Source organism: Peteryoungia rhizophila, assembly GCF_004912145.1.
GTDB lineage: Bacteria > Pseudomonadota > Alphaproteobacteria > Rhizobiales > Rhizobiaceae > Allorhizobium > Allorhizobium rhizophilum.
Genome location: NZ_STGT01000007.1, coordinates 103,136 through 125,644, shown reverse-complemented (window position 1 = coordinate 125,644; position 22,509 = coordinate 103,136). Strand labels below are relative to the sequence as shown.

General features: G+C 61.9%; 20 protein-coding genes and 1 other RNA gene. 3 read left to right on the top strand and 18 right to left on the bottom strand.

Annotation, left to right across the window (positions count from 1 at the left end; genetic code table 11):
• Positions 1 to 118: 118 nt before the first annotated feature.
• The 18 genes from E9677_RS23140 to E9677_RS23055 all read right to left on the bottom strand — a co-directional run bounded on the left by E9677_RS23140 (position 119) and on the right by E9677_RS23055 (position 19,223).
• On the bottom strand, positions 119 to 973 hold the full coding sequence (locus tag E9677_RS23140) for a GGDEF domain-containing protein (protein ID WP_136560420.1): 855 nt from the start codon (positions 971 to 973) through the stop codon (positions 119 to 121).
• A gap of 68 nt (positions 974 to 1,041) precedes the next feature.
• Entirely contained in the window at positions 1,042 to 2,016 is a 975-nt protein-coding gene (gene murB / locus E9677_RS23135) for a UDP-N-acetylmuramate dehydrogenase (RefSeq protein ID WP_136560419.1), read from the bottom strand.
• The gene (gene murC / locus E9677_RS23130; RefSeq protein WP_136560418.1) at positions 2,017 to 3,429 is read right to left on the bottom strand and encodes a UDP-N-acetylmuramate--L-alanine ligase; all 1,413 of its coding nucleotides are present in this window, start codon (positions 3,427 to 3,429) and stop codon (positions 2,017 to 2,019) included.
• Positions 3,426 to 4,547, bottom strand: a complete 1,122-nt coding sequence (murG, locus tag E9677_RS23125) for an undecaprenyldiphospho-muramoylpentapeptide beta-N-acetylglucosaminyltransferase (RefSeq protein WP_136560417.1) — start codon at positions 4,545 to 4,547, stop codon at positions 3,426 to 3,428. The genes murC and murG overlap by 4 nt, the downstream gene beginning before the upstream one ends.
• A gap of 6 nt (positions 4,548 to 4,553) precedes the next feature.
• Positions 4,554 to 5,708 (bottom strand): putative lipid II flippase FtsW, encoded by a 1,155-nt coding sequence (ftsW, locus tag E9677_RS23120; protein ID WP_136560416.1) that lies wholly within the window; start codon positions 5,706 to 5,708, stop codon positions 4,554 to 4,556.
• Position 5,709: 1 nt separating this feature from the next.
• Positions 5,710 to 7,119: a UDP-N-acetylmuramoyl-L-alanine--D-glutamate ligase gene (murD, locus tag E9677_RS23115; RefSeq protein WP_136560415.1), complete on the bottom strand. Its 1,410-nt coding sequence runs from the start codon at positions 7,117 to 7,119 to the stop codon at positions 5,710 to 5,712.
• 7 nt (positions 7,120 to 7,126) lie between these two features.
• Positions 7,127 to 8,227 (bottom strand): phospho-N-acetylmuramoyl-pentapeptide-transferase, encoded by a 1,101-nt coding sequence (gene mraY / locus E9677_RS23110; protein WP_136560414.1) that lies wholly within the window; start codon positions 8,225 to 8,227, stop codon positions 7,127 to 7,129.
• Between the two features lie 24 nt (positions 8,228 to 8,251).
• On the bottom strand, positions 8,252 to 9,685 hold the full coding sequence (locus tag E9677_RS23105) for a UDP-N-acetylmuramoylalanyl-D-glutamyl-2,6-diaminopimelate--D-alanyl-D-alanine ligase (protein ID WP_136560413.1): 1,434 nt from the start codon (positions 9,683 to 9,685) through the stop codon (positions 8,252 to 8,254).
• A complete protein-coding gene (locus E9677_RS23100; RefSeq protein ID WP_136560412.1) occupies positions 9,682 to 11,136 on the bottom strand; it encodes a UDP-N-acetylmuramoyl-L-alanyl-D-glutamate--2,6-diaminopimelate ligase in 1,455 nt (484 codons plus the stop codon). The genes E9677_RS23105 and E9677_RS23100 overlap by 4 nt, the downstream gene beginning before the upstream one ends.
• A gap of 58 nt (positions 11,137 to 11,194) precedes the next feature.
• Complete coding sequence (locus E9677_RS23095; RefSeq protein WP_136560411.1) at positions 11,195 to 12,940, bottom strand: peptidoglycan D,D-transpeptidase FtsI family protein; 1,746 nt, start codon at positions 12,938 to 12,940, stop codon at positions 11,195 to 11,197.
• Positions 12,940 to 13,302 carry a cell division protein FtsL gene (gene ftsL / locus E9677_RS23090; RefSeq protein ID WP_408014776.1) on the bottom strand — a complete coding sequence of 121 codons (363 nt, stop codon included), beginning with the start codon at positions 13,300 to 13,302 and terminating at the stop codon, positions 12,940 to 12,942. Before ftsL ends, E9677_RS23095 begins: the two co-directional genes overlap by 1 nt.
• Before the next feature lie 26 nt (positions 13,303 to 13,328).
• On the bottom strand, positions 13,329 to 14,354 hold the full coding sequence (gene rsmH / locus E9677_RS23085; protein WP_136560409.1) for a 16S rRNA (cytosine(1402)-N(4))-methyltransferase RsmH: 1,026 nt from the start codon (positions 14,352 to 14,354) through the stop codon (positions 13,329 to 13,331).
• 17 nt (positions 14,355 to 14,371) lie between these two features.
• Positions 14,372 to 14,809 (bottom strand): division/cell wall cluster transcriptional repressor MraZ, encoded by a 438-nt coding sequence (mraZ, locus tag E9677_RS23080; protein WP_136560408.1) that lies wholly within the window; start codon positions 14,807 to 14,809, stop codon positions 14,372 to 14,374.
• Between the two features lie 384 nt (positions 14,810 to 15,193).
• Positions 15,194 to 15,592, bottom strand: an RNA gene (gene rnpB / locus E9677_RS23075) — RNase P RNA component class A.
• A gap of 79 nt (positions 15,593 to 15,671) precedes the next feature.
• Entirely contained in the window at positions 15,672 to 16,862 is a 1,191-nt protein-coding gene (locus E9677_RS23070) for an NAD(P)/FAD-dependent oxidoreductase (protein WP_136560407.1), read from the bottom strand.
• A gap of 83 nt (positions 16,863 to 16,945) precedes the next feature.
• Complete coding sequence (locus E9677_RS23065) at positions 16,946 to 17,470, bottom strand: lytic transglycosylase domain-containing protein (protein ID WP_136560406.1); 525 nt, start codon at positions 17,468 to 17,470, stop codon at positions 16,946 to 16,948.
• Positions 17,471 to 17,727: 257 nt separating this feature from the next.
• On the bottom strand, positions 17,728 to 18,489 hold the full coding sequence (locus E9677_RS23060) for an N-acetylmuramoyl-L-alanine amidase (RefSeq protein ID WP_136560405.1): 762 nt from the start codon (positions 18,487 to 18,489) through the stop codon (positions 17,728 to 17,730).
• Positions 18,486 to 19,223, bottom strand: coding sequence for a J domain-containing protein (locus tag E9677_RS23055; RefSeq protein ID WP_136560495.1), 738 nt, complete (start codon positions 19,221 to 19,223; stop codon positions 18,486 to 18,488). Before E9677_RS23055 ends, E9677_RS23060 begins: the two co-directional genes overlap by 4 nt.
• Before the next feature lie 317 nt (positions 19,224 to 19,540).
• On the opposite strand from E9677_RS23055, the gene E9677_RS23050 reads away from it, so the two are divergent.
• From E9677_RS23050 to E9677_RS23040, 3 genes are all read left to right on the top strand, one after another.
• The gene (locus E9677_RS23050; protein ID WP_136560404.1) at positions 19,541 to 20,755 is read left to right on the top strand and encodes a pyrophosphate--fructose-6-phosphate 1-phosphotransferase; all 1,215 of its coding nucleotides are present in this window, start codon (positions 19,541 to 19,543) and stop codon (positions 20,753 to 20,755) included.
• A 46-nt stretch (positions 20,756 to 20,801) separates the two neighbouring features.
• Positions 20,802 to 21,437, top strand: coding sequence for a LysE family translocator (locus E9677_RS23045; protein ID WP_136560403.1), 636 nt, complete (start codon positions 20,802 to 20,804; stop codon positions 21,435 to 21,437).
• Positions 21,438 to 21,568: 131 nt separating this feature from the next.
• Entirely contained in the window at positions 21,569 to 22,504 is a 936-nt protein-coding gene (locus tag E9677_RS23040) for a lytic transglycosylase domain-containing protein (protein WP_136560402.1), read from the top strand.
• The last annotated feature ends 5 nt before the right edge of the window (positions 22,505 to 22,509 follow it).

The following is a 22,509-nucleotide window of genomic DNA, read 5'->3' as shown; positions in this document are numbered from 1 at the left end:
TGAACCGTTTACTTTCGTTAACCCGGGCCGCTGGCCGGATACACCAAAGCTCACAAGAAACCTGAAGAGGTCGTGATAAACATCTGAATTTCTAAAGACAAATTCCACCAGACGCCTGTCAGGCAGACAAGCGGGAGGCGCTCGCCTCCGCGTGTCCATCGGCCGGATAGGAGGCATCGAGGGACGCTTCGACGAGCTGTTTCGCATGCACGATTCGATTCCGCCCGCTCGCCTTGGCGAGGTAAAGGGCGCGATCCGCGCCGGAAAACAGCTCGCTGAATCCGAGTCCCGCGACACCTTCCGATACGCCTGCGGAGACGCTCACGGATATCCTGCGCCCCGCAACCTCGAACCCCAGGTCTTCGACTGTCTGGCGGATCGCCTCGGCGACGTCGAGCGCGCCGTCTGATCGCGGACCAGAAAGCAATACGGCGAACTCTTCGCCCCCGATGCGGGCAACCGTCGCCCCCTCGCCCAGCACATCTGTGAAACATTGGGCGACCCGCACGATGACGTCATCCCCCGCCTTGTGGCCGAGCGCGTCATTGATCGACTTGAAGCGGTCGATATCGAACACGATCAGGGCGACGTGTCCGCGCGCCTGCTCGAACGTGTCCAGGAAGGCCCGGCGGTTCATCAGGCCGGACAACATGTCGGTCCGGCTGAGCATTTCGAAACGCTGGCGTGACATGCCGAGATCATAGATCGCCAGCCCGACGACGGAATAGGCGATGACGGCCACGATGAAAGACACCGGCGGCGTGAGCATCGTGGCCACCACCAGCGCCGGGCCGAGCGGATAGGGCAGAAGCCCGAGCGCAACCAGGATCAGATGCCCGACGATGTTGAGGAGATAGGCGAAGATGGCAATCTTGGCCGCCATGAAGGCTGCTTTGGTCACGACCGCGCGGGGCGAGGAAAACTCGCCGAGCGTCAACTGTCGGATAACCCATTGGTGGACCAGATCGAACATGAAACTCCCCGAAAACCACGGGAAGCCTAGATCAGCGAAGTTAAAACTTCGTGGGGTCCTGGAAAGGACTACGCGTCCACGATGCCCATGAACGGCTTCACCTCGCGGCCGGGCATGAAGATGCCGAGACGCTTGATTTCCCATTCCAGCTTGATGCCGGCAGTCTCGAAAACCCGCTGACGCACGGTTTCGCCGAGATATTCCAGATCATAGCCCGTGGCATGGCCGATATTGATCATGAAGTTGCAGTGAAGCGACGACATCTGCGCACCACCGATCATGAGGCCACGGCAACCGGCCTCGTCGATCAGTTCCCAGGCCGAATGGCCGTCGGGGTTCTTGAAAGTCGAGCCACCGGTCTTTTCCTTGACCGGTTGGACGGTTTCGCGGTGATGGCGCACGGCATCCATGTCGGCGCGGATCTTCGCCTTCTCTTCCGGATAGCCTTCGAACAGCGCGCTGGTGAAGATGAGCCCTTCGGAAGCCTCCGAATGGCGATAGGTGTAGCCCATGTCGGCATTCGACAGGACGTGGACATTGCCTTTGCGGTCGACGGCTTCGACCTCGATCAGCCGGCCCGCCGTATCCCCGCCATTGGCGCCGGCGTTCATACGGATCGCGCCGCCGATCGAACCGGGAATGCCATAATAGAAATGGAAGCCACCGATATTGTTGTCCATCGCCATGGCGGCGATATGTTTGTCCGGGCAGATCGCGCCGGCGCGGATCCGGTTCTCGCCTGCGAGTTCGACCTGGCCAAAACCCTTGGCCGAGAGGCGGATCACCACACCGGGGATCCCGCCGTCACGCACAAGCAGATTTGATCCGACGCCGACGACAGTCAACGGCACGTCTTCGGGCAGAAGCTTCAGGAACGCGGTCAGGTCCTCGACGTCATGCGGTTGGAACATCAGCTCGGCGAGGCCGCCGGCCTGGAACCAGGTCACCCGGTCCATCGGCGCGTCGGGCGTCAGCCGCCCCTTGAGATCGTTGACTTCAGGGCCGAGCGAGGCCAGAAGCTTTTCCCCATCCACCTGTTTCATCTAAGACTTTCCCGAAATTGCATCTAGTTCAGCCGGCAGGGCAGCAGCCCATTGGGTGATGTTGCCGGCCCCCAACAGGACCACGAAATCCCCCGGTTGTGCAATGCCCGCGACGAGCGAGGCCAATTGTTCGGGCGCGGCCAAGTATCGCGCGTCGCGATGGCCGCCCGATTTGATGCGCGAGACCAGCGTTTCCGAATCGATCCCCTCGATCGGCTCTTCGCCCGCTGCATAGACCGGCGACAGGAAGATCGTGTCGGCATCGTTGAAGCAGTTGGCGAAGTCGTCGAAAAGGCTGGCGAGGCGCGAGAAGCGATGCGGCTGGTGGACGGCGATGATGCGCCCCTGGCAGGCTTCCCGTGCCGCTCTGAGCACGGCCTTGATCTCGACCGGGTGGTGCCCGTAGTCATCGAAGACCTGCACACCGTTCGAATCTCCCGTCAGCGTGAAGCGACGCTTGACGCCGCCGAAGCCGGCGAGCCCCTTGCGGATCGCCTCTTCCGGAATATCGAGCCGGTTCGCGACAGCGATCGCCGCGCAGGCATTGGAAATGTTGTGCCGGCCCGGCATCGGCAGGACCAGATCCTTGAAGTTGAACACACGGCCCGTGCGACGACGGCGGATTTCGACGTCGAAGATCGAGCGGGTGCCGTCGAGCCTCACATTCGAGAAACGCACATCGGCCTGCGGGTTTTCCCCATAGGTGATGACCTTGCGATCCTCGATCCGTCCGACCAGGGCCTGGACTTCCGGATGGTCGAGGCACATCACGCCAAAGCCATAGAACGGCACATTCTCGACGAACTGGCGAAACGCCGCACGCGCATTGTCGAAGGTGCCGTAGTGGTCGAGATGCTCCGGATCGATATTGGTGACGATCGCAACATCGGCCGGCAGCTTCAGGAAGGTCCCGTCGGACTCGTCAGCCTCGACCACCATCCACTCGCCCTCGCCCATGCGGGCATTAGTGCCATAGGCATTGATGATACCGCCATTGATGACGGTCGGATCGAGCGCGCCGGCATCGAGCAGGGCCGCCACCATCGACGTGGTCGTTGTTTTGCCATGCGTGCCGCCGACGGCGATCGCATTGCGGAAGCGCATGAGTTCAGCCAGCATCTCGGCGCGCCGGACAATCGGCAGCAGCTTTTCGCGGGCGGCGACGAGTTCGGGATTGTTCTTCTTGATCGCGGTCGAAACGACGACGACCTCGGCCTCACCCAGGTTCTCGGCCTTGTGGCCGACGAACACCTCGATGCCTTTGGCGCGCAGACGCTGGACATTGGCGCTCTCTGCCTGGTCTGACCCTTGCACCCTATGCCCGAGATTGTGCAGAACCTCGGCGATCCCGCTCATTCCGATGCCGCCGATCCCGATGAAATGGACGAGGCCAATGGATTTCGGCATTTTCATTGTGTGGCTCCCTTCGACTGGGCAATGCCCCTGCCGGCGGCAATAGCCTCTACGAGGTCTGCGAGCAAGCCGGCCGCATCGGGCTTGCCCGTGCTTTTCGCAGCAGCTGCCATCGTGGCGAGCCGATCTGGCCCCTCCATCGCCTCCGTCAGAAGACTTGCGATCCTGTCGGTGGAAAGCTGCGCCTGCGGGATGACCTGCGCTCCGCCTTGAGCGGCGAGCGCCGCAGCGTTTGCGGCCTGGTCATGGTCAAGAGCATGGGGATAGGGCACGAGCAGGCTTGGCCGGCCGATCACCGCGAGTTCGGAAACCGTCGAGGCCCCGGACCGGCAGATCACGAGATGGGCAGATGCCAGCCGATCCGACATGTCGGTAAAGAACGGCGCGACATCCGCACGGATGCCGAGCGTCGCATAGCTGTCGATGACCTTCTGACGGTCTTCAGGTCGCGCCTGCTGCGTCACGACGAGGCGCGCACGCAGGGCATCTGGCATCAGCCGGATGGCGCCGGGAATGGCGTCGGAGAAGAACTGCGCGCCCTGGCTTCCGCCGAAGACCACAAGGTTGAACGTCTCATCGGCATTAGACGGAACATAGGGCTGCGCCGCAGCAGCGATCACCGCCGGCCGCACCGGATTGCCTGTCAGCACCATCTTCGCCGCATGGTCCCCGCCAGGCGACAGAAAGCCGCCGGCGATCGCCCGCACCCGCGACGCGAGAAGCTTGTTGGCGCGGCCCATGACAGCGTTCTGCTCGTGCACCGCTGTCGGAACGCCGAGACCGGCCGCAGCGAAAACTGGCGGAACGGTCGGATAACCACCAAAGCCGATGACGGCTTTTGGCTTCAGTCGCGACACAAGGCTCCGTGCCTCGCGGTAACCGCGCCAGAGCGACAGAAACGCCTTGACGACGGCGACCGGGTTCTTCGATCCGATCGTGGCGGAGGACACGGTGTGGATCTTATCCGCCGGAAAGCTCCCCGCATAGCGTTCGGCCCGCCTGTCGGTCACCAGGTGCACGCTAAAGCCCCGCGCCTTCAATTCATGCGCCAGCGCCTCGGCCGGGAAGAGATGTCCGCCGGTGCCACCGGCGGCAAGCAACACTATACCTTTGGTCATACGCAATTACTCCGCGGGAACGCCGGCAACCGAGCGGAACAGGCTGCGCTCCTGAGCGCGTTTCTCCGGACGGCGGCGGGTCAGCGCCAGGATGAAACCGGCGGTGACGCAGATAGCGGTCATCGACGATCCGCCATAAGAGATGAGCGGCAGCGTCATGCCCTTGGCCGGCAGCAGTTCGAGATTGACGCCGATATTGATCATCGACTGCACACCGAGCAGCAGCACGAGACCGGACACGGCGAGACGGTTAAAATCATTGCGCTCCTTGTAGGCGTGGCTGAGCCCTCGCAATACCAAGAACCCGAAAATCGCAACGAGCACCATGCAAAAGATGATGCCGAATTCCTCGGCTGCTACCGAGAAGATGAAGTCGGTATGGCTGTCGGGAATGATGCGCTTGACGATCCCCTCACCCGGCCCCTGACCGAACCAGTCGCCACGAATGATCGCCTCGCGCGCCGTATCGACCTGGAAGGTGTCGCCCTCCCCGGTCAAGAACCGGTCTATTCGGCCGGCAACGTGAGGAAGCGTCAAATAGGCGCCAAAGAAGCCAGCACTGCCCAGCGCGCCGAGCACGACGATCCACAGCCACGGCATGCCAGCCATGAAGAACATCGCCCCCCAGACGCTGCCGATCAGGATGGTCTGGCCGAGGTCGGGCTGCGCGATCAGCAGGGCGGCGGCAATACCGAAGAGCAGGATGGCGAAGAGATTGCCCGGAATTTCCGGCTGGCGGGCATGTTCGGCGAACAACCAGGCACAGATCACGACGAAGGCAGGTTTCATGAATTCCGAAGGCTGGATCGACATCGAGCCGATCGAGAGCCAGCGCCGACCGCCCTTCACCTCGAGACCGATGAACAGAACCAGCACCATCATGATCAGCGAGGCCGCGAGGATCAGCATGGCCATGCGCCTGACCTGGCGTGGCGACAGGAAGGACAGCCCGATCATCACACCGAGTGCCGGCAGCATGAAAAAGGCGTGGCGCTTGACGAAGTGGAAGCTGTCGAGATTGAGGCGTTCGGCAACCGCCGGCGACGCCGCGAAGGAGAGCATCAGCCCGATCCCCATCAGGAGGACAAAGGTGATCAGGAACAGACGGTCGATCGTCCAGAACCAGTCAGCGACCGGGCCCCTCTCTACGCGGCTTACCATCTCATTTGCCTCCTGTCGGCAGGTCGATCAGCATCGTCATTCCCTCGAGGTCCGCGACATGCGAAACAAAGGCGTCGCCGCGAACTTCGAAATTCTTGTACTGGTCGAAGCTTGCGCAAGCCGGTGACAGCATCACGGCAGAAGCTTCGCCATCCCGATCGGCATCGTCTGCAGCATGGGCCACGGCGCGCTCTAGTCGGTCCGAGATCTCGTAAGGGACACGGTCACCAAGCTGCGCGGCGAAGGCCGATGCAGCCTCGCCAATCAGATAGGCCTTCACGATGCGCGAAAAGAGTGGTGCAAGGCTTGCGATGCCGCCTTCCTTGGGCAGACCACCGGCAATCCAGTAGATCCGCTCGTAGCTGGACAGCGCGGGTGCTGCCGCCTCGGCATTGGTCGCTTTGCTGTCGTTGACGAAAACGACCTGGCGGCGACGACCGACCGGCTGCATTCGGTGCTTCAGACCGGGGAAGCTCTGGAGACCCTTCTGGATCTCGTCCTCAGACACACCGACCGCAAGGCAGGCGGCGACAGCAGCACAGGCATTCTGGGCGTTGTGGCTGCCACGCAGCGTCTGGATTCCGTCGAGATCGACGACAAGCGAGGTCGCCCCCTGCTCGGCCCGCATGATCCGTGAGCCCTCGGCATAAAGTCCATCGGCGAGCGGCTGCCGCTTCGAGATCCGGATGACCTTGGTGCCGGCGCGCTCGACACGATCGCCGATCAGTTCGCAATAGCTGTCATCGGTCCCGACGATCGCAGTCTTGGCCCCAGCGACGAGGCGCTCTTTCACTTCGGCATAATGCTGCATCGTACCGTGACGATCGAGATGATCGTGCGTCAGATTGAGCAGGATACCGGCGGTCGGATTGAGCGTCGGTGCAAGGTCGATCTGATAGGACGAGCACTCGACGACGAAGAACCGGCCATCCCTCGACGGATCGAGCGTCAGAACGGCTCGGCCGATATTGCCACCGAGTTGCGTATCCCGACCGCTTGCTGACAGAATATGAGCGATCAGTGCCGTCGTTGTCGATTTACCATTGGTGCCTGTGATCGCGATGAACGGGCAATTCGGCGCCTGCGCCCGCCGCTCGCGCACGAAGATCTCGACATCGCCGATGATCTCCACGCCGGCATTGCGGGCAAAGCCCACCGTCCAATGTGGTTTCGGATGGGTGAGCGGCACGCCGGGCGACAGCACGAAGGACGCGACCGAGGACCAGTCGATTTCGCGCAAGTCCCGGGTCGGCACGCCCTCTGTCTCCGCCCGCGCAACACTGTCGGGATTGTCGTCCCAAGCGATCACATTGGCGCCGCCGGCCTGCAGCGCTTTCGCCGTGGCGAGGCCCGAACCGCCGAGCCCGAACAGCGCGACGGTCTTGCCCTGGAAGGTGTTGGCCGCGATCATCGCCGCCTCACCGCAGCTTCAGGGTCGAGAGGCCGAGCATGGCGAGGCCCACAGCAATGATCCAGAAGCGGATGACGACCTGGCTCTCGGTCCAGCCGAGCTTTTCGAAATGGTGGTGGATCGGCGCCATCAGGAAGACGCGCTTGCCCGTCAGCTTGAAATAGCCGACCTGAATGATGACCGACAGCGTCTCCATGACGAAGAGGCCGCCGATGATCGCCATGACGATCTCATGCTTGGTGGCGACAGCCACAGAGCCGATCAGGCCGCCGAGTGCGAGCGAACCCGTATCACCCATGAAAATGGCAGCCGGTGGCGCGTTGAACCAGAGGAAGCCGAGGCCGGCACCGATGACGGCGCCGAGCACCACGGCAAGTTCGCCCGTGCCCGGCGTGAAATTGATCTGCAGGTAGTTTGAGAACACCGCATTGCCGGCGAGATAGGCGATCACGCCGAAGGAGGCAGCCGCAATCATCACGGGCACGATGGCGAGACCGTCAAGGCCGTCCGTCAGGTTGACGGCGTTGCCGGCACCGACGATGACGAAGCCGCCGAACAGTACGAAGAAGATCCCGAGATCGATCAGAAAATCCTTGAAGAAAGGAAAGGCGACCGAAGAACCGAAGGTAGACCCTTGCGGCCCGGAACTCAGCGCCGTCGACATCATGAAATAGACGGCAATGCCGGCGATCAGGAATTCGATGCCGAGGCGTGCCTTGCCGGAAAAGCCCTTCTCCGTTTGCTTGGTCACCTTGAGATAATCGTCATAAAAGCCGATCGCCCCGAAGCCCAGCGTCACGAGCAGCGTCGCCACGACATAGACATTGGACAGGTCCGCCCAGAGCAGCGACGACACGACGATACCGGCCAGGATCATCAACCCGCCCATGGTCGGCGTTCCCGCCTTCTTGAAATGGGTCTGCGGTCCGTCAGCCCGGATCGGCTGCCCCTTGCCCTGGCGCACGCGCAATGATGCGATCATCATAGGGCCGAACAGGAAGACCACCAGCGCCGAGGTGAAGAGAGCTGCCCCCGTCCGGAAGGTGATGTAACGGAAGAGATTGAAAAACTGCAGGTTGTCCGACAGTTCCACAAGCCAAATCAGCATTGGAGCCCTTTCCCAAAGCCCGGATTAAAATTGGCGCTCCGTGTCGGGGAATGCCGGATGCTTGTCAAGCAGAGCCGAAACGATCTTGCCGAAACCGATGCCGAGAGAAGATTTGACCATCACGACGTCGCCGGCGCGGACCTCGGCGGTGACAAAATTCGCGAGCTCCTCCGTGGTCTCGAGATAGACGACATGAACCGTTTCCGGCAGGGCGTCGCGAAGCGCCACCATATCCGGGCCTGCGAGCCAGACATGTTCGATACCCGCCGCCAGCAGTGGCCCGGCGAGTTCGGCATGCACGCTGGGGGCGAATTCGCCCATCTCCAGCATATCGCCGAGCACGGCAATCCGCCGCCCCTCGCCCGTCGGCTGGGACGAAGCGAGCACGGCGATCGCAGCGCGCATGGAGGCAGGGTTTGCATTGTAGCTGTCGTCGATCAGCGTCAGGGCGCCGTCGGGCATCTTGAGCTTATGGCGCTGACCGCGGCCCTTGACGGCCGTCAGATTGGCAAGCGCCTCGATCGCCGCATCGATATCGGCACCGACAAGCGAAACAGCCGCGAGAACCGCCATGGCATTCTCCGCGAGGTGTCGTCCGGGCGCACCAATCGTCACTTCGCGCGTTTCGCCGCCGAAGGACACCCAGACAGTCGAAAGCTCGGCCGCACCGTCGAATTCGGCAAGGCGGAATTCGGCCTTGGCATGCTGGCCAAAGCTGTGAATGTTCTCGACACCCTGAGCGAGCGCCGCCTGTTCGAGGCGCTCGTAATAGGGAATATCGCGGTTGAGGATCGCATCGCCGCCATTGACGACGCCCTCGAAGATCTCAGCCTTGGCATCGGCGATCTCGTCGACGCTGGAAAAATTGCCGAGATGAGCTGGCGCAATCGTGGTGATGATGGCCACGTCAGGCCGGACCATGCGCGAAAGCGGGCCGATCTCGCCTGGATGGTTCATGCCGAGCTCAAAAACGCCATAGCGCGTATCAATCGGCATGCGGGCGAGCGTCAACGGCACGCCCCAGTGATTGTTGAAGGAAGCGACAGAGGCATGCACCTTGCCTGACGGCTCGAGCGTCATGCGCAACATTTCCTTGGTCGTCGTCTTGCCAACGGATCCGGTCACCGCAATCACCGTGGCAGGGGTGCGATCCCTCGCCGCCAGGCCGAGCTTCTGCAGACCGACCAGCACGTCCTCGACGACAATCATCGGTATCGTCAGCCGGCCGAGTGCCGGCAGCTTCGCCTCGCTGACCACGAGCAGAGAAGCCCCATTGGCGATCGCGATGCTCGCATAATTGTGGCCATCGACGCGATCGCCCTTGATGGCGAAGAAAGCTTCGCCGGGCGTGATCGTCCGGCTGTCGATCGAAATACCGGTGACACCTTCCGGCAGGTTGCCGAAAGGCCGGCCGTCCATGGCGACGACCATTTCACGCGCGGTCCAGAGCAGGGTCAACGGTCGAACTCCTCCAAGGCTTTGCGGACTTCGTGATGGTCCGAGAACGGCAACGTCTCCGACCCCACCGTCTGTCCTTCCTCGTGCCCCTTGCCCGCCACGATCAGTGTATCCCCCGCCGACATCATGGCAACACCGGCGCGGATCGACTGGGCGCGATCACCGATTTCGATGCCATCAGGGGTCGCCGCCATGATCTCCGAACGGATTGTCGCCGGCACTTCCGAGCGCGGATTGTCGTCGGTGACGATGACGATGTCGGCCAGCCGCGAAGCGATTTCTCCCATGATCGGCCGCTTGCCCTTATCCCGGTCACCGCCGCAGCCAAAGACCACGATGACGCGGCCTGTTGTGAACGGACGCACCGAGGTCAGCACGTTCTCCAGCGCTTCCGGCTTGTGGGCGTAATCGACATAAGCGAGTGCACCGGCCTTGGTCTGTCCGACCAGTTCCAGGCGCCCCGAAGCACCCTTGAGATGCTCAAGAGCCTTCAGCGCAACGGCCGGAGCAACGCCCGTCGAGATCGCAAGACCGGCAGACACCAGCGCATTGGCAATCTGGAAATCGCCCGCAAGCGGGATGTGAACCTCGAAGATCTCGCCGCCGTGATGCACCTCGGCCACCTGCTTGTGACGAAAGTGCTCGACGCGTTTCAGGCTCAGGAACTCGCCTTTGCGGCCAACGGTGCGCACATCATGGCCGGCAGCCTTCGCCGCACGAATGGCCTCGTCCGACCAGGCGTCATCGGCAAAGATCACGGCCGGTGCGCCCTTCGGCAGCAGCGTATCGAACAACCGCATCTTCGCCGCCATGTAGTCTTCCATGGTCGGATGATAGTCCATGTGGTCACGGCCGAGATTGGTGAAGCCGGCAGCCGACAGCACGACACCATCAAGACGGCTCTGGTCGAGACCGTGGCTGGAGGCTTCCATCGCGGCATGGGTGACGCCTTCGTCGGCGAGCTCGCCAAGCAGCGAATGCAGCGCCAGCGGATCGGGTGTGGTCAACGAGCCGTAGTCGTTCCGCGAAGGAGATATCACGCCCGTGGTACCGATCTGCGCAGCGGCGTGGCCGGCTTCGGCCCAGATCTGGCGCGTGAACGAGGCGACCGAGGTCTTGCCGGCGGTACCGGTCACCGCGACCATGGTCTTCGGCTGACGTCCGACGAGGCGGGCAGCCGCAAGAGCCAGAAAGCGGCGCGGATTGTCGACGGTGATGACGGGAACGGACGCGTCCACAGGATGCGACGCGACGATGGCGACAGCGCCCTTTTCGACAGCTTGAGCGACGAAGGCCGAACCATCCGTCTTGCTTCCCGAGAGCGCGAAGAAAACCGTGCCCGGCGCGACCTTGCGGCTATCGGCGGAAAGTCCCCGAACATCGACGGATGCAGCGCCACCGGCTGCCACCTGATCCCCAAAATCCTCGCCAGCCAGTGCGCCCAAAAGCATTTGCAGTCCATCCTTCCGGGGCAAGTTCCGCGAATCGCCCCGCCTGTAGTCGATCTGATCAATAAGAGACGAGCAATGCTGAGCCGTCTTCCCCGAATGTGGGTTCTACACCAAGAATTGCGGCGCTTCTGCGGATGATCTCGCCGACGATGGGGGCAGCCGTCAGACCGGCGGTCCGACCACCACCCTCGCCCGTCTTCGGCGCGTCGATGAAGCTCAGCACCAGATATTTAGGATCATCCATCGGGAAGGCGCCGACATAGGAATTGAAATTCTGGTCGTCGGAGTAACGGCCATTGATGACCTTCTCGGCCGTGCCGGTCTTGCCCCCGACATTGAAGCCGTCGACGAGCGCATACTTGCCGGAACCCGCCTTGCCGTTCATCCAGAACAGTTGCCGGATATCGTCGCTGGTCTGCTTTTTCACCACCACCTGAGCCATCTGGTCGGCCTGCTCGCGGTCGCGGGTCAGGAAGGTGGGCGGCAGGAGCTTTCCGCCATTGACCAGCGCTGCGGCGCCAACCGCAGTCTGCAGCGGCGTCGTCGAGACGCCGTGACCGAAGGAGATGGTGATCGAATTGATCTGCTTCCATTCGCGCGGCTGCGACGGCGCCTTCACCTCCGGCAGTTCGGTTTCCATTCGGGTCAGGAGACCCATCCGCGTCAGGAATTCCTGGTGGCCGGCGGTTCCGACGGCTTCTGCCATGCGGGCCGTTCCGATGTTGGACGAGTACTGGAAGATCTCAGGGACCGTCAGCACTCGGTGCTTTCCGTGGAAATCCTTGATCGTGAATCGGCCGATTCGGATCGGGTAACGTGCGTCGAAACTGTCCCGCATGGTCACTTTACCCGAATCGAGTGCCATGGCCGTGGTGAACGTTTTGAAGGTGGACCCCATCTCGAAAGTGCCGTTCGTCATCCGGTTCATCCAGCCTTCTTCGGCCCCTTCCTGAGGCCGATTCGGGTCGAAATCGGGGATCGACGACATGGCGACCACTTCACCGGTGTGAACGTCGAGAACCACGGCCCCGGCAGCGATCGCTTCGTATTTTGCCACGGCACTTACCAGCGCATCACGCAAGATGTTCTGGACACGTATATCCACCGACAGCCGCACCGGTTCCAGCGGTGCGTCGCTGGTCATGCCGAGAGCACGCAGATCGGCCATGCCCTGATTGTCGATATAGCGCTCCATCCCGGCCATGCCGCGATTGTCGATGTTGACGTAACCGACAATATGCGACGCGGTCGCCCCGCCCGGGTAAAAGCGGCGCTTCTCGGGACGGAAGCCGATGCCGGGAATGCCGAGCGCCAGGATCTGGCTCTGCTGCTTAGGTGTGAGTTGGCGTCGCAGCCACTGGAAGCGCGAGTTGGACGACAGCTTGCGATAAGTGTCCCTGACGTCGAGATCCTTGAGAACCGTCGACAGACGCTCCACGGCTTCGTCCGTATCTACAATCTTGTGCGGCTCGGCAAAGAGCGAGACGGTGCGAATATCGGTCGCCAGAATCTCGCCATTGCGGTCGAGAATATCTGGGCGTGATGCCATCAGGCGATCGGCGGGCAGGATGCTGGAAACGGTTTCTGGCTGCGCATACCCATATTGCACCAGACGTCCGCCGATGACGGCATAGGCGACACAGAACGTGGCGAACATCAGCCCGACCCGTGTCTTGGCCATTTCCGTCTTACGCTTGCCGGTTCCCTTGAAGGTCGCACTGTTCACGACCGCACCGCCACGCTGCACATCCGTGGAGAAATGCGCCTGGCTCTTCAACAGCATGATTCGCGAAAGAAATGTCATCAGCGGTCCACCGATCCTGTCGTGATGAGATCCTTGATGGGGTCGGAGGGCGCGCTGACACTCTCCGTGCCTTCTTCGCCCTCCGGAATGGGAAGCTGGTCCTTGAGCATGGGGAGCTCCATCGGCCGGGCGAGCTGGGTCGGCTCGGTCGGAACGAGCTGCAATTCGGCTGCATAGGTCGTTACCAGTCGCTCCAGCCGGCTCGGTTGAGCGAGCAAGGCCTCATCGGCCCTGAGCAGTTCGATCGTGTCTTTCTCGAGCTTGATCTCTGCTTCCAGACGCCGCACTTCGGCTGCCTTGTTGTCCGTGTCGTGCTTGATCTGGTAGGTCACCGTGGCGGCCGCCAGCATGGCGCCGATCATCAGGAAATCGAAGGGTCTCAGCACGGTCAGCCTCCGATCTTTACGAGAGTGGCGAGGTCGGGCAGGTCGAAGATAGACATGTCGGCGCGCTCGGCGGGCGCCGAGCTGCGGATGCCGGCGCGCAGCTTCGCGGAACGGGCGCGGGGATTGATCTCCGCCTCTTCCTCGGTGGCTGCGACCATGCCCTTGCCGACCGGATCGAAGGTTGCCGCACGCGCTTCGACCATGGGAAGATGGCGCGAACCTGACGCCTTGCCGGACCGTTCGGAGAAGAATTTCTTGACGATGCGATCCTCCAGCGAGTGGAAGGTGACGACGACAAGGCGACCGCCGGGCTTAAGCGACTGTTCGGCGGCGAACAGCGCTTGGGCGAGCTCTCCGAGCTCGTCGTTCACATAGATGCGGAGCGCCTGGAAGACGCGGGTCGCGGGATGGATCTTGTCCTTGGCCTTGCGCGGATTGACGGTCTCGATGAGATTGGCCAGATCGCGCGTCGTCTGGAAGGGTTCGTTCAAGCGGCGCTTCTCGATGGCGCGGGCGATCCGACCCGAATGCTTCTCTTCGCCGAGAAAGCCGAAGATGCGGATGAGATCGGAAACCTTGGCGCGGTTGACGACATCGGCAGCAGAAACGCCGGAGACCGCCATGCGCATGTCGAGCGGTCCGTTGCGCTGGAACGAGAAACCGCGCTCGGCCTCGTCGATCTGCATCGAGGACACGCCGATGTCGAGAACAACACCATCGAGACCGCCCTCGGGAGCGAAGTCGGCGAGCTGGGAAAATTCCGTGTGATGAAGGGTGAGCCTGCCTTCGCTGGAATCAACGAGCGACTTGCCACCGGCGATGGCATTGGGATCGCGATCGAGCGCGATGACTTGAGCGCCTGCTGCGAGAATGGCGGATGTATAACCGCCGGCACCAAACGTGCCATCAAGGATCACCTTGCCGGCCTCGGGTTCGAGCGCCTTCAGGACTTCCGAAAGAAGAACCGGAATGTGGCGAACCGGTCCGCCATCGGCTTCAGGATAACCTTCGCCAAGTGTCGCCGCCATTCCGTTTCCCCGTCTTTCTAGGTGCGCAGGCCCCGCTGCCTGACCACCTCTCTGGCCCTCGCCTGCGCCTCGTGAAACGCCTGCGGTTGCCACACCTGAAAATGATCCGAACGACCGACGAAACAGACTTCCGAGGAAATCCCCGTGAAATCCCGGATGAAATCCGTGATCGCCAACCGCCCTTCGGCATCGAGTCGTGCGAAGACGCCGCCACCATGAAGCAATAGCGACATCTCGTTTGCCTCCAACGCGAAGGGATCCTCGGCCGCCATCTTCCGCTCGTACCGCTCGAGCAGATCCGGACCACCGATGTTGACTGCCGGATAGACGAAATCCTGGAGACAATAAAGCTCCTGAATTCCGCGCTGCACCAGCACCGCACGAAATGCCGCAGGCACGGAAGCCCGCCCCTTCGCATCGATCCTGTTTGTCGCATTGGACAGGAAGCGGCTCATCACTGACAACCGACCTCCCCTTGAACGAAGGGCCGATCAACGACCCCCGAATACACATAGATACACCAGCCGCCACACCCGCGACGCGCCCGCCCGAAAGACGAGAGGAAGCACTTGATTCACGAGACTTTGGGGACGAAACGAACCCCGCAACGGCGTGCAATTGGGATACCATGGGACAATATGGGCGTCAATGGGAACGGTCGGGATGAGCCGGTTCCACGATTCAATCATTGATAGGCGGTTAAGCTTAACGAATGGTTAGAAACCGCTGTTTTCCGGAGCCTTTTAGGTCTGCGGTCAGTTTGCCCCACGCAAGCAGCAGCCCCGCGCGATCCGCCTGTGTTTTCAGGCGCTTCGCACGAAAGCTGAAAATGAGTGAATTTTGCCAGTTGGCCTGTAAGCCGGGTTCTGTAAGGCCCTGGTTTCCCGGGACGTGACAGCCATTCATCTGGGACAGCGTTTGCACGCTGCCTCTCGCAACCCACCCGGATGACTGGCCCGGAAACAGGCTGTAGCGATGCTTTCGCACCGCCCGTGTCATCCCTATTCGGTCTTGCTCCCGGTGGGGTTTGCCGTGCCGTCCCTGTTGCCAGCGACGCGGTGGGCTCTTACCCCACCCTTTCACCCTGACCTCGCAAGCGAGGCGGTTTGCTTTCTGTGGCACTTTCCCTGAGGTCGCCCTCGCCGGACGTTATCCGGCACCGTGTTTCCGTGGAGCCCGGACTTTCCTCACCCTACCGCCTTTCGGCATTGGTAAAGCGCGGCTGCCCGGCCAACTGGCAAGCGGTCCATAGCTGACCCTTTGCCCGATTGCCACCGAAAAGCGAGCTTGGAGGGCCACTTGGCCGCTTTTGGTGAATCAGTCTCTGAAGACCGGTCGGAACACGTCGCCATAGGCCTCGTCGATGATTCGGCCTTGTTGGATGAGTTCCGCCCCAAGGCGCCCGATCTCGTCGGAGCTCTTCGCAGCCGCGCCGCAGCCGCCCGTGAGCACGGCGATATGCTCGCTGGCAAAACCGATCGCCGGATAGTTTTCCGGTGTGAACGATGTGACGCAGGCCGCCATCGAGAGCGGCGCGTCGGCAAGCGACGGAACGAGGCCGCGAATGATCCGGTGCAGGTGATCGCGCGTGGTCAGTCGCCCACCCCGGCGGAACCAGGCGCGAATTTCCGGTTCCACTTCGAGCTGGAGATCATCCGGATCGCCGCCGATCTTCAGATAGGTCTTGCCGTCGGGATAGCGCACCGGCGGCAGAAGATAGATGTGGTCGACGGGATCTTCGGGCTGATGGATGAGTGACGGCATGCCGGCATAAGCAGGCAGATCCTCGTCCGCGATCTGGAAGAAAGCGACCGTCCGCCCAAAGACCTTGAGGTCTATCGGCCTCGGCAAGAGATTTTCGTTGATCGAGAAGCCCCCGGCCGCGATCAGCACACGCTCAGCGGTGTACACGGCGCCGTCATCCGTGGTGACGATGGCAAGACCACCCTCCTCCCGAACCGACACGGCCGTTCGGCGGATCACTGTGGCGCCAGCCTTTTCCGCAAGAATGCTCTGCGCCTCGACAAGCCTTCGCGGATTGACGTAGCCGGCATTGGCCTGCTCGTAGACACCCTCGCAATCGGACCCGAAATCGAAATAGCGGAAGCGCGACTTGAGCGCAGTGTCCGACACCATCTCCACCGAGACACCGAGCTGTCTCGCGGCGGCCTCCACCTGGCCGACATAAGGGTCGCGCCCGCCACGCTTCGGCCCGACGATCAGGCAGCCGACCTCGGAGTAGAACTCGACGCCGCTATCGGCAGCGATCTGCCCGTAACGCGCGATCGAGCGATTCGCCATCCGGGCCCAGATGGGGTCCGAATCGATCGTCCGGGTGATCCGGGCTTCGTCGTAGTGGCTGGAGAAGACGCCGTGGTGGTTCGCCCAGTCCTTCGGCTCGTCCGGGCCGATGACGGCAACCCCATCCCCCGAAAGAGCGAGATACCGGGCCGCCGCAGCCCCCATCATCCCCCGACCAACGACAATCGACTTGAACCGCTGAACCATGCGTCACCATCCTTACGTTGCGTGCGGTGATAGCATGACGAGGCCTGCTGTCCAGACGCTTTGCAACCCGGCGATGGCGTTTCTCAGTTGCCGATCAGGGCGATGACCTTGCCGCAATAACGCTTCGAGATCGGGTTCATGCGCTTGGCGCCATGGCCTGCATTGTAGCGAAGAATGGTCCCGCAGGTTTCCCCGCCACCGAGCTCGTGGGCCATCGAGAGATACTTCATGCCGTAGCGGATATTGGTGTCGGGATCGTAGAGCCCCTTGGTCTTGCCGCGATAGCCCATGGACCGCGCGGTGGCCGGTTTGATCTGCATAAGCCCCACCTCGCCGGCACTGCCGCGCGCCTTGGGATTGAAGTTGCTCTCGACACGAACGACCGCATGGGCGAGATCGACTGGCACACCGTAGCTCTTGGCATATTTCGTGATGATGGCGCTGTAGGGGCTCTTGGAGAAAGCCGGAACGGCCGGATAGCCGGCGTCGCGAGCGATCGTTTTCAGGGGCTTTTTGAAGCGTTGCTCCTGGCTGTCGGCAAGTGCGGACTGGGTGTGAGTCAAAAGAAGTGCAATGCATGCCGCGGCAGCGAAAAGTCGTCGTGTCATGAGAAGGTTCTGTCTCCAGTCGGGAACCGACATCAGCGCGCGTCAAAGCGGACGCAGTTCTGCGTCGCGAGCCCTGCTCGGGCTGCCTGTATCGGTTCTCTCGAATTGATGTTCGCGCCGGGTCCTGATGAGAACCGCTGGCGCCGTTCAGCCCGTCCCTTAGAGCGGCCCAATAAGGAATTCGTGTGGCGGTGCAACAAAACGGCGCTGGGATCGTTGACAACGATGACCCTTTGGCAGGTGCCGGAGAGGCTGAATCAGGTGAAACGCGGCAGGCTCGTCAGCAAGCGATGCAGTGTCTCGATAGTCGAACTGTCGGCGACACCATCAACCTTGGCTTGCCGAAAATGGCGCTGAAAGGCGGCGACCACGCCTTCCGTCTGGGCGCAGAATTCACCAGAGATCTCAATACCGTAACCATAGAGCGACAGCATCGACTGCAAGGCCTCTACAGGCTGGCCCTTGTCGCCGCGCTGGAAGAAGCGACCACCACCGATCGGAGCCGCCTCCACCCAATGGCCGACACCACCTTGATGGAGCGTCTTCCAGGGGAAATTTTCACCCGGATCAAGCTTACGAATGGGGGCCACATCGGAGTGAGCGAGCACCCGTTCAGGGGCTATCCCGTGCCGATTGACGCATTCGCGACACAATTCGATAACGGATTCGATTTGCTTTTCGGGAAAATCGGGAAGCCCAGCCGGGTGCCCGGCATTCGCGATCTCAATGCCGATCGAGCGGGAATTAACGTCCGTCTCACCGCTCCAGACGCTCTTGCCGGCATGCCAGGCGCGACGGGCTTCCGGCACCATCTGGACCACACGACCATCCTCATGGACGAGATAATGACTGGAGACCTGGCTTTCCGGCGTGCAAAGCCAGGCCTGCGCACCCTCTGCCGAGGGCATGCCCGTATAATGCAGAAGGAGAATGTCAGGACGATCAACGCCGACACGTTTGCCGTGATTGGGCGACGGACAGACCTCCGCGCGCCCGAAGTCGGCCGGGAAGAAACTCATGCCGCCCGGCGCGCTTTCTCGATGGCGGAATAGGCCTCGTTGAACTTGGCCATGCGATGGTTGGCGACGGCATGAAACTCCGTCGGGACGCCCCGGGCCTGGAGCCGGTCCGGATGATGTTCAGCGGCGAGCGCGCGGTAGCGCTTGCGGATCGTCGCGAAATCGTCGGACGGCTTCACGCCGAGAACGCCATATGGGTCGCCATCCTGATGGATGTGGCGCTCGGTGATCGAGGCGAACCGCTCGTCGGACAGACCGAAGATCTCCGCAATGCGGGCGAGGAAGGCAAGCTCCTTCTCGTGCACGAGACCATCGGCCTTGGCGATGTGAAACAGTGCATCGATGATGTCTTCGAGCACCGGGCAGAAGTCGTCACAGGTCCGGCACATGCCGGCGAGGTTCTTCGCATAGGTCTCGAAGCCGGCCACGTCCTGGCGGGCGAGATTGTAGAGCCGCGCGACGTTGCGCGCTTCTTCCGGCGGAAATTCGAAGATCTTGCGGAAGGCCTCGACTTCGGCATTGGAGACGACCCCGTCCGCCTTGGCCATCTTGGCGGAGAGCGCGATGATGGCGACGGAGAATGAAACGCGACGCCGCGTTTCGGGATCCCCTTCGAACGCCGTGCGGACGGCCTCGACGATACTGCCGATCACATTGCCGGCCGCATCACCGATCGCGCCGAGCAAGCGGTCCCAGAATGACGATATTTGTTCGCAGGCGAAATCGAAAATCATCACGAACCTTGACCAAAAAAGACCAGAAAAAGCAAGAAGGCGCGGCCTTCGCCGAGGATTAAAGTTTCTTCATCTTGAATCCATTTCGCTAAAGACGCCCCATTTGGATCCCCTTCCGAAGCTCGAGGTTTTATCCACAGAGGGCGTCCGCCGGCAGCACAGCAATTGAAACGATTATATTCGAACGCGACACGCCGAATCGTGCGAAACGCCCGTTTTCCTTGATTTTTTGGCTTTACAGCGCGTCTTGCCTGTCGCATCCATTTGCCACCTGAACCACACGGCGGACGGGCGATCACCATGCCCGAGGAGGAATGATGGCCAAGCAGAAAGTCGCGATGTTGACCGCCGGGGGCCTCGCACCCTGTCTCTCGTCTGCCGTGGGCGGATTGATCGAGCGCTACACGGACATCGCGCCAGAAGTCGAGCTTGTCGCGTACACATCCGGCTTCCGCGGACTGCTGATGGACTACAAGATCGAGATCACCAAGGAGATGCGCGAGAAGGCCTATCTCCTGCATCGCTATGGCGGCTCGCCGATCGGCAACAGCCGTGTGAAGCTCACAAATGTTGCCGACTGTGTGAAGCGCGGCCTCGTCAAGGAGGGTGAGAACCCACTGCGCGTTGCTGCCGAACGCCTCGCCGCTGACGGCGTTTCCATCCTGCACACGATCGGCGGGGACGACACAAACACCACCGCCGCCGACCTTGCCGCCTATCTCGGCGCGAACGGCTACGACCTGACGGTCGTCGGACTGCCGAAGACGGTCGACAATGATGTCTATCCGATTAGACAGACGCTCGGCGCCTGGACCGCCGCCGACGTCGGCGCACGTTTCTTCGACCATGTCTCGAACGAGCAGAGCGCCTCCCCGCGCACGCTGGTCATTCATGAAGTCATGGGCCGTCACTGCGGCTGGCTGACGGCGGCAACCGCCCGCGCCTACATGCAGCGCACCAAGCACAACGAATACATCGAAGGCTTCATGATGAACCAGGAGCTGAAGAACATCGACGGCCTCTATCTGCCGGAGACGCATTTCGACATGCATGCCGAGGCGGCTCGTCTGAAGGACATTATGGACCGCACGGGCTTCGTCACCCTCTTCGTCTCGGAAGGCGCCTGCATGGACGAGATCGTCGCCGAACGCGAGGCCGCCGGCGAAGAGGTCAAGCGCGACGCCTTCGGACATGTGAAACTCGACACGATCAATGTCGGCAGTTGGTTCCAGAAGCATTTTGCCAAGCTGCTCGATGCCGACCGCTCGATGGTCCAGAAATCAGGCTACTACGCCCGCTCTGCCCCGGCCAATTATGACGACCTGCGCCTTATCCAGAGCATGGTCGATCTTGCGGTCGAAAGCGGCCTCAACAAGATCTCCGGCGTTACCGGACACGACGAAGATCAGGGCGGTCGCCTGCGTACCATCGAGTTCCCGCGCATCAAGGGGGGCAAGCCGTTCAATCTCGGTACGCCCTGGTTCAAAGAAGTGATGGACTATCTCGGCCAGAAGTACCGTCCGATCCATTGACCTCGCCGCAGAAAGCTGGCTTCCTCTTGATCGAGGAGTGAGTGCGATGCCCCAACTTACCTGGATCCTGTTCGCAGTAGTCGCGACGACCTTTCTGGTCGTGCCTGGCCGGTCGAAGCGCAAGGTCCTGTCCTATGCGCTGGCACACGGCCGAAAGAGCGCCTTCGCCACCGTGCCCGGTGTGGTCCTGGGCTCCATGATTGTCGTGGTTGCGACACTTGCGCTGTCCTGGACGGTGCTCTCCGTTTCGCCGACCGCTTTCACGGTCCTGCAATGGGCAGGCCTGGCCTGCCTGCTGCTGTTCAGTCTGGGCCTCTCGCGCGCGCCGGCCGGCAGCGAACCGATCGCCGACAACGACAATCTGCCGGAAGAAAAGCCGCTGCGAGTCATCGTGCATTGTTTCCAAAGCGAAACCCGCGACCCGCGCGGCAGCCTGCTGGTTGCCGCACTTCTGCCGCAATTTCTGACGCCGGCGAGCCCGTTCCTGCCCCAAGCGGTGACTTTGGGAGGCATATTCCTCCTTCTCTCGGCCCTGACATGCCTGCCCTATGCTCTGTTCGCCGAACGGCTCCGGAAAACCATCAGAAAACATGCGGTTCGGCGAATGGTGAACCGCTCCGGCGGCACTGTTCTCATCGCCGCCAAGGCAGTCACTGCCGGCTATCGGAAGATCGCAGCTTGAGGATCTGATCCCGTCCGGAGCGCCTGCCCGGTCGTAAGCTTGCCGCAATGTCGCGCATAGATTAAGAATTGGAAACGAACCGCCGGCTGATTTGCCGGTGACGTCGCGCGCATCTCGTAATGGATATTGGCATGAACCTCAGAACAGACCGCGGCATTGCCCTTTGCATAGCTGCTTCAATCCTGGCTGGGCTGGGCGGATGCACCGCGATCGACGAGAGTGTGAAGGCTGACCTGGCCGCCGCACCGGTTGCCAATCCGAAGTCACCGGAAATGCTTGCCGCCACCGCAGCTGAAGCCGCCACGGCGATGACGCAAACCGAACTTGCGGCGGCCAATCCCGGCCCGGCACCGATCATTCCCGGAACCGAGACAGCCGCCCCTATCCCCGCCCTGAAAGCCTCTGCGCTCTCGCCCACCGCGCCGCAGACGGCTGCCACCGATGCGTTGGCCATGGTGACGGCACAGCCGACGACGGGCGCCGAGCAGATGGTAGCGGCCGCCGCTTCCACCGAAGCGACGCTCACCCCACCCGGCGTGGCGCCTCAGACGACCTCGGCATCCGCGGCCGCGACGCCCGCCACAGAGCAACAGCCTGTGGTTCTGGCCTATGCTGCCCCGCTTCGCGCAACCGCGATGACCAGCTTCGGCGACCCCTTCGACACCACCCCGCCCGGCGCAGCGTCCTCGCTCGACCTCGGACGCAAGTCGGAGACTGTAGGACCGACGCGCCTCAACGCGCTGATCGAAAAATATTCGAAGGTTTACGAAATCCCGGTCGATCTCGTGCACCGGGTCGTTCACCGCGAAAGCCGTTACAACCCGGCCGCCTACAGCAAGGGCAATTACGGCCTGATGCAGATCCGGTACAACACAGCCAAGGCCATGGGCTATGACGGACCGGCAGACGGTCTGTTCGATGCCGAAACAAACATCAAATACGCGGTCAAATACCTCAAGGGCGCCTGGGTCGTTGGCGACAACGACCACGACCAAGCCGTACGCCTCTACTCACGAGGCTACTACTACGATGCCAAGCGCAAGGGCCTACTCCACCTGATGCAATAACGGCA

Coding starts and splice junctions, on each gene's coding strand:
- E9677_RS23055 (WP_136560495.1), bottom strand. CDS start 19,223: ATGATTTTCGATTTCGCCTGCGAACAAATATCGTCATTCTGGGACCGC.
- E9677_RS23065 (WP_136560406.1), bottom strand. CDS start 17,470: ATGACACGACGACTTTTCGCTGCCGCGGCATGCATTGCACTTCTTTTG.
- E9677_RS23070 (WP_136560407.1), bottom strand. CDS start 16,862: ATGGTTCAGCGGTTCAAGTCGATTGTCGTTGGTCGGGGGATGATGGGG.
- E9677_RS23140 (WP_136560420.1), bottom strand. CDS start 973: ATGTTCGATCTGGTCCACCAATGGGTTATCCGACAGTTGACGCTCGGC.
- ftsW (WP_136560416.1), bottom strand. CDS start 5,708: ATGGTAAGCCGCGTAGAGAGGGGCCCGGTCGCTGACTGGTTCTGGACG.
- ftsL (WP_408014776.1), bottom strand. CDS start 13,302: ATGATCGGCGCCATGCTGGCGGCCGCCACGGTGACCTACCAGATCAAG.
- murB (WP_136560419.1), bottom strand. CDS start 2,016: ATGAAACAGGTGGATGGGGAAAAGCTTCTGGCCTCGCTCGGCCCTGAA.
- E9677_RS23040 (WP_136560402.1), top strand. CDS start 21,569: ATGAACCTCAGAACAGACCGCGGCATTGCCCTTTGCATAGCTGCTTCA.
- E9677_RS23100 (WP_136560412.1), bottom strand. CDS start 11,136: ATGCTTTTGGGCGCACTGGCTGGCGAGGATTTTGGGGATCAGGTGGCA.
- murC (WP_136560418.1), bottom strand. CDS start 3,429: ATGAAAATGCCGAAATCCATTGGCCTCGTCCATTTCATCGGGATCGGC.
- E9677_RS23050 (WP_136560404.1), top strand. CDS start 19,541: ATGGCCAAGCAGAAAGTCGCGATGTTGACCGCCGGGGGCCTCGCACCC.
- E9677_RS23060 (WP_136560405.1), bottom strand. CDS start 18,489: ATGAGTTTCTTCCCGGCCGACTTCGGGCGCGCGGAGGTCTGTCCGTCG.
- murG (WP_136560417.1), bottom strand. CDS start 4,547: ATGACCAAAGGTATAGTGTTGCTTGCCGCCGGTGGCACCGGCGGACAT.
- rsmH (WP_136560409.1), bottom strand. CDS start 14,354: ATGGCGGCGACACTTGGCGAAGGTTATCCTGAAGCCGATGGCGGACCG.
- murD (WP_136560415.1), bottom strand. CDS start 7,119: ATGATCGCGGCCAACACCTTCCAGGGCAAGACCGTCGCGCTGTTCGGG.
- E9677_RS23095 (WP_136560411.1), bottom strand. CDS start 12,940: ATGACATTTCTTTCGCGAATCATGCTGTTGAAGAGCCAGGCGCATTTC.
- mraZ (WP_136560408.1), bottom strand. CDS start 14,809: ATGAGCCGCTTCCTGTCCAATGCGACAAACAGGATCGATGCGAAGGGG.
- E9677_RS23045 (WP_136560403.1), top strand. CDS start 20,802: ATGCCCCAACTTACCTGGATCCTGTTCGCAGTAGTCGCGACGACCTTT.
- mraY (WP_136560414.1), bottom strand. CDS start 8,227: ATGCTGATTTGGCTTGTGGAACTGTCGGACAACCTGCAGTTTTTCAAT.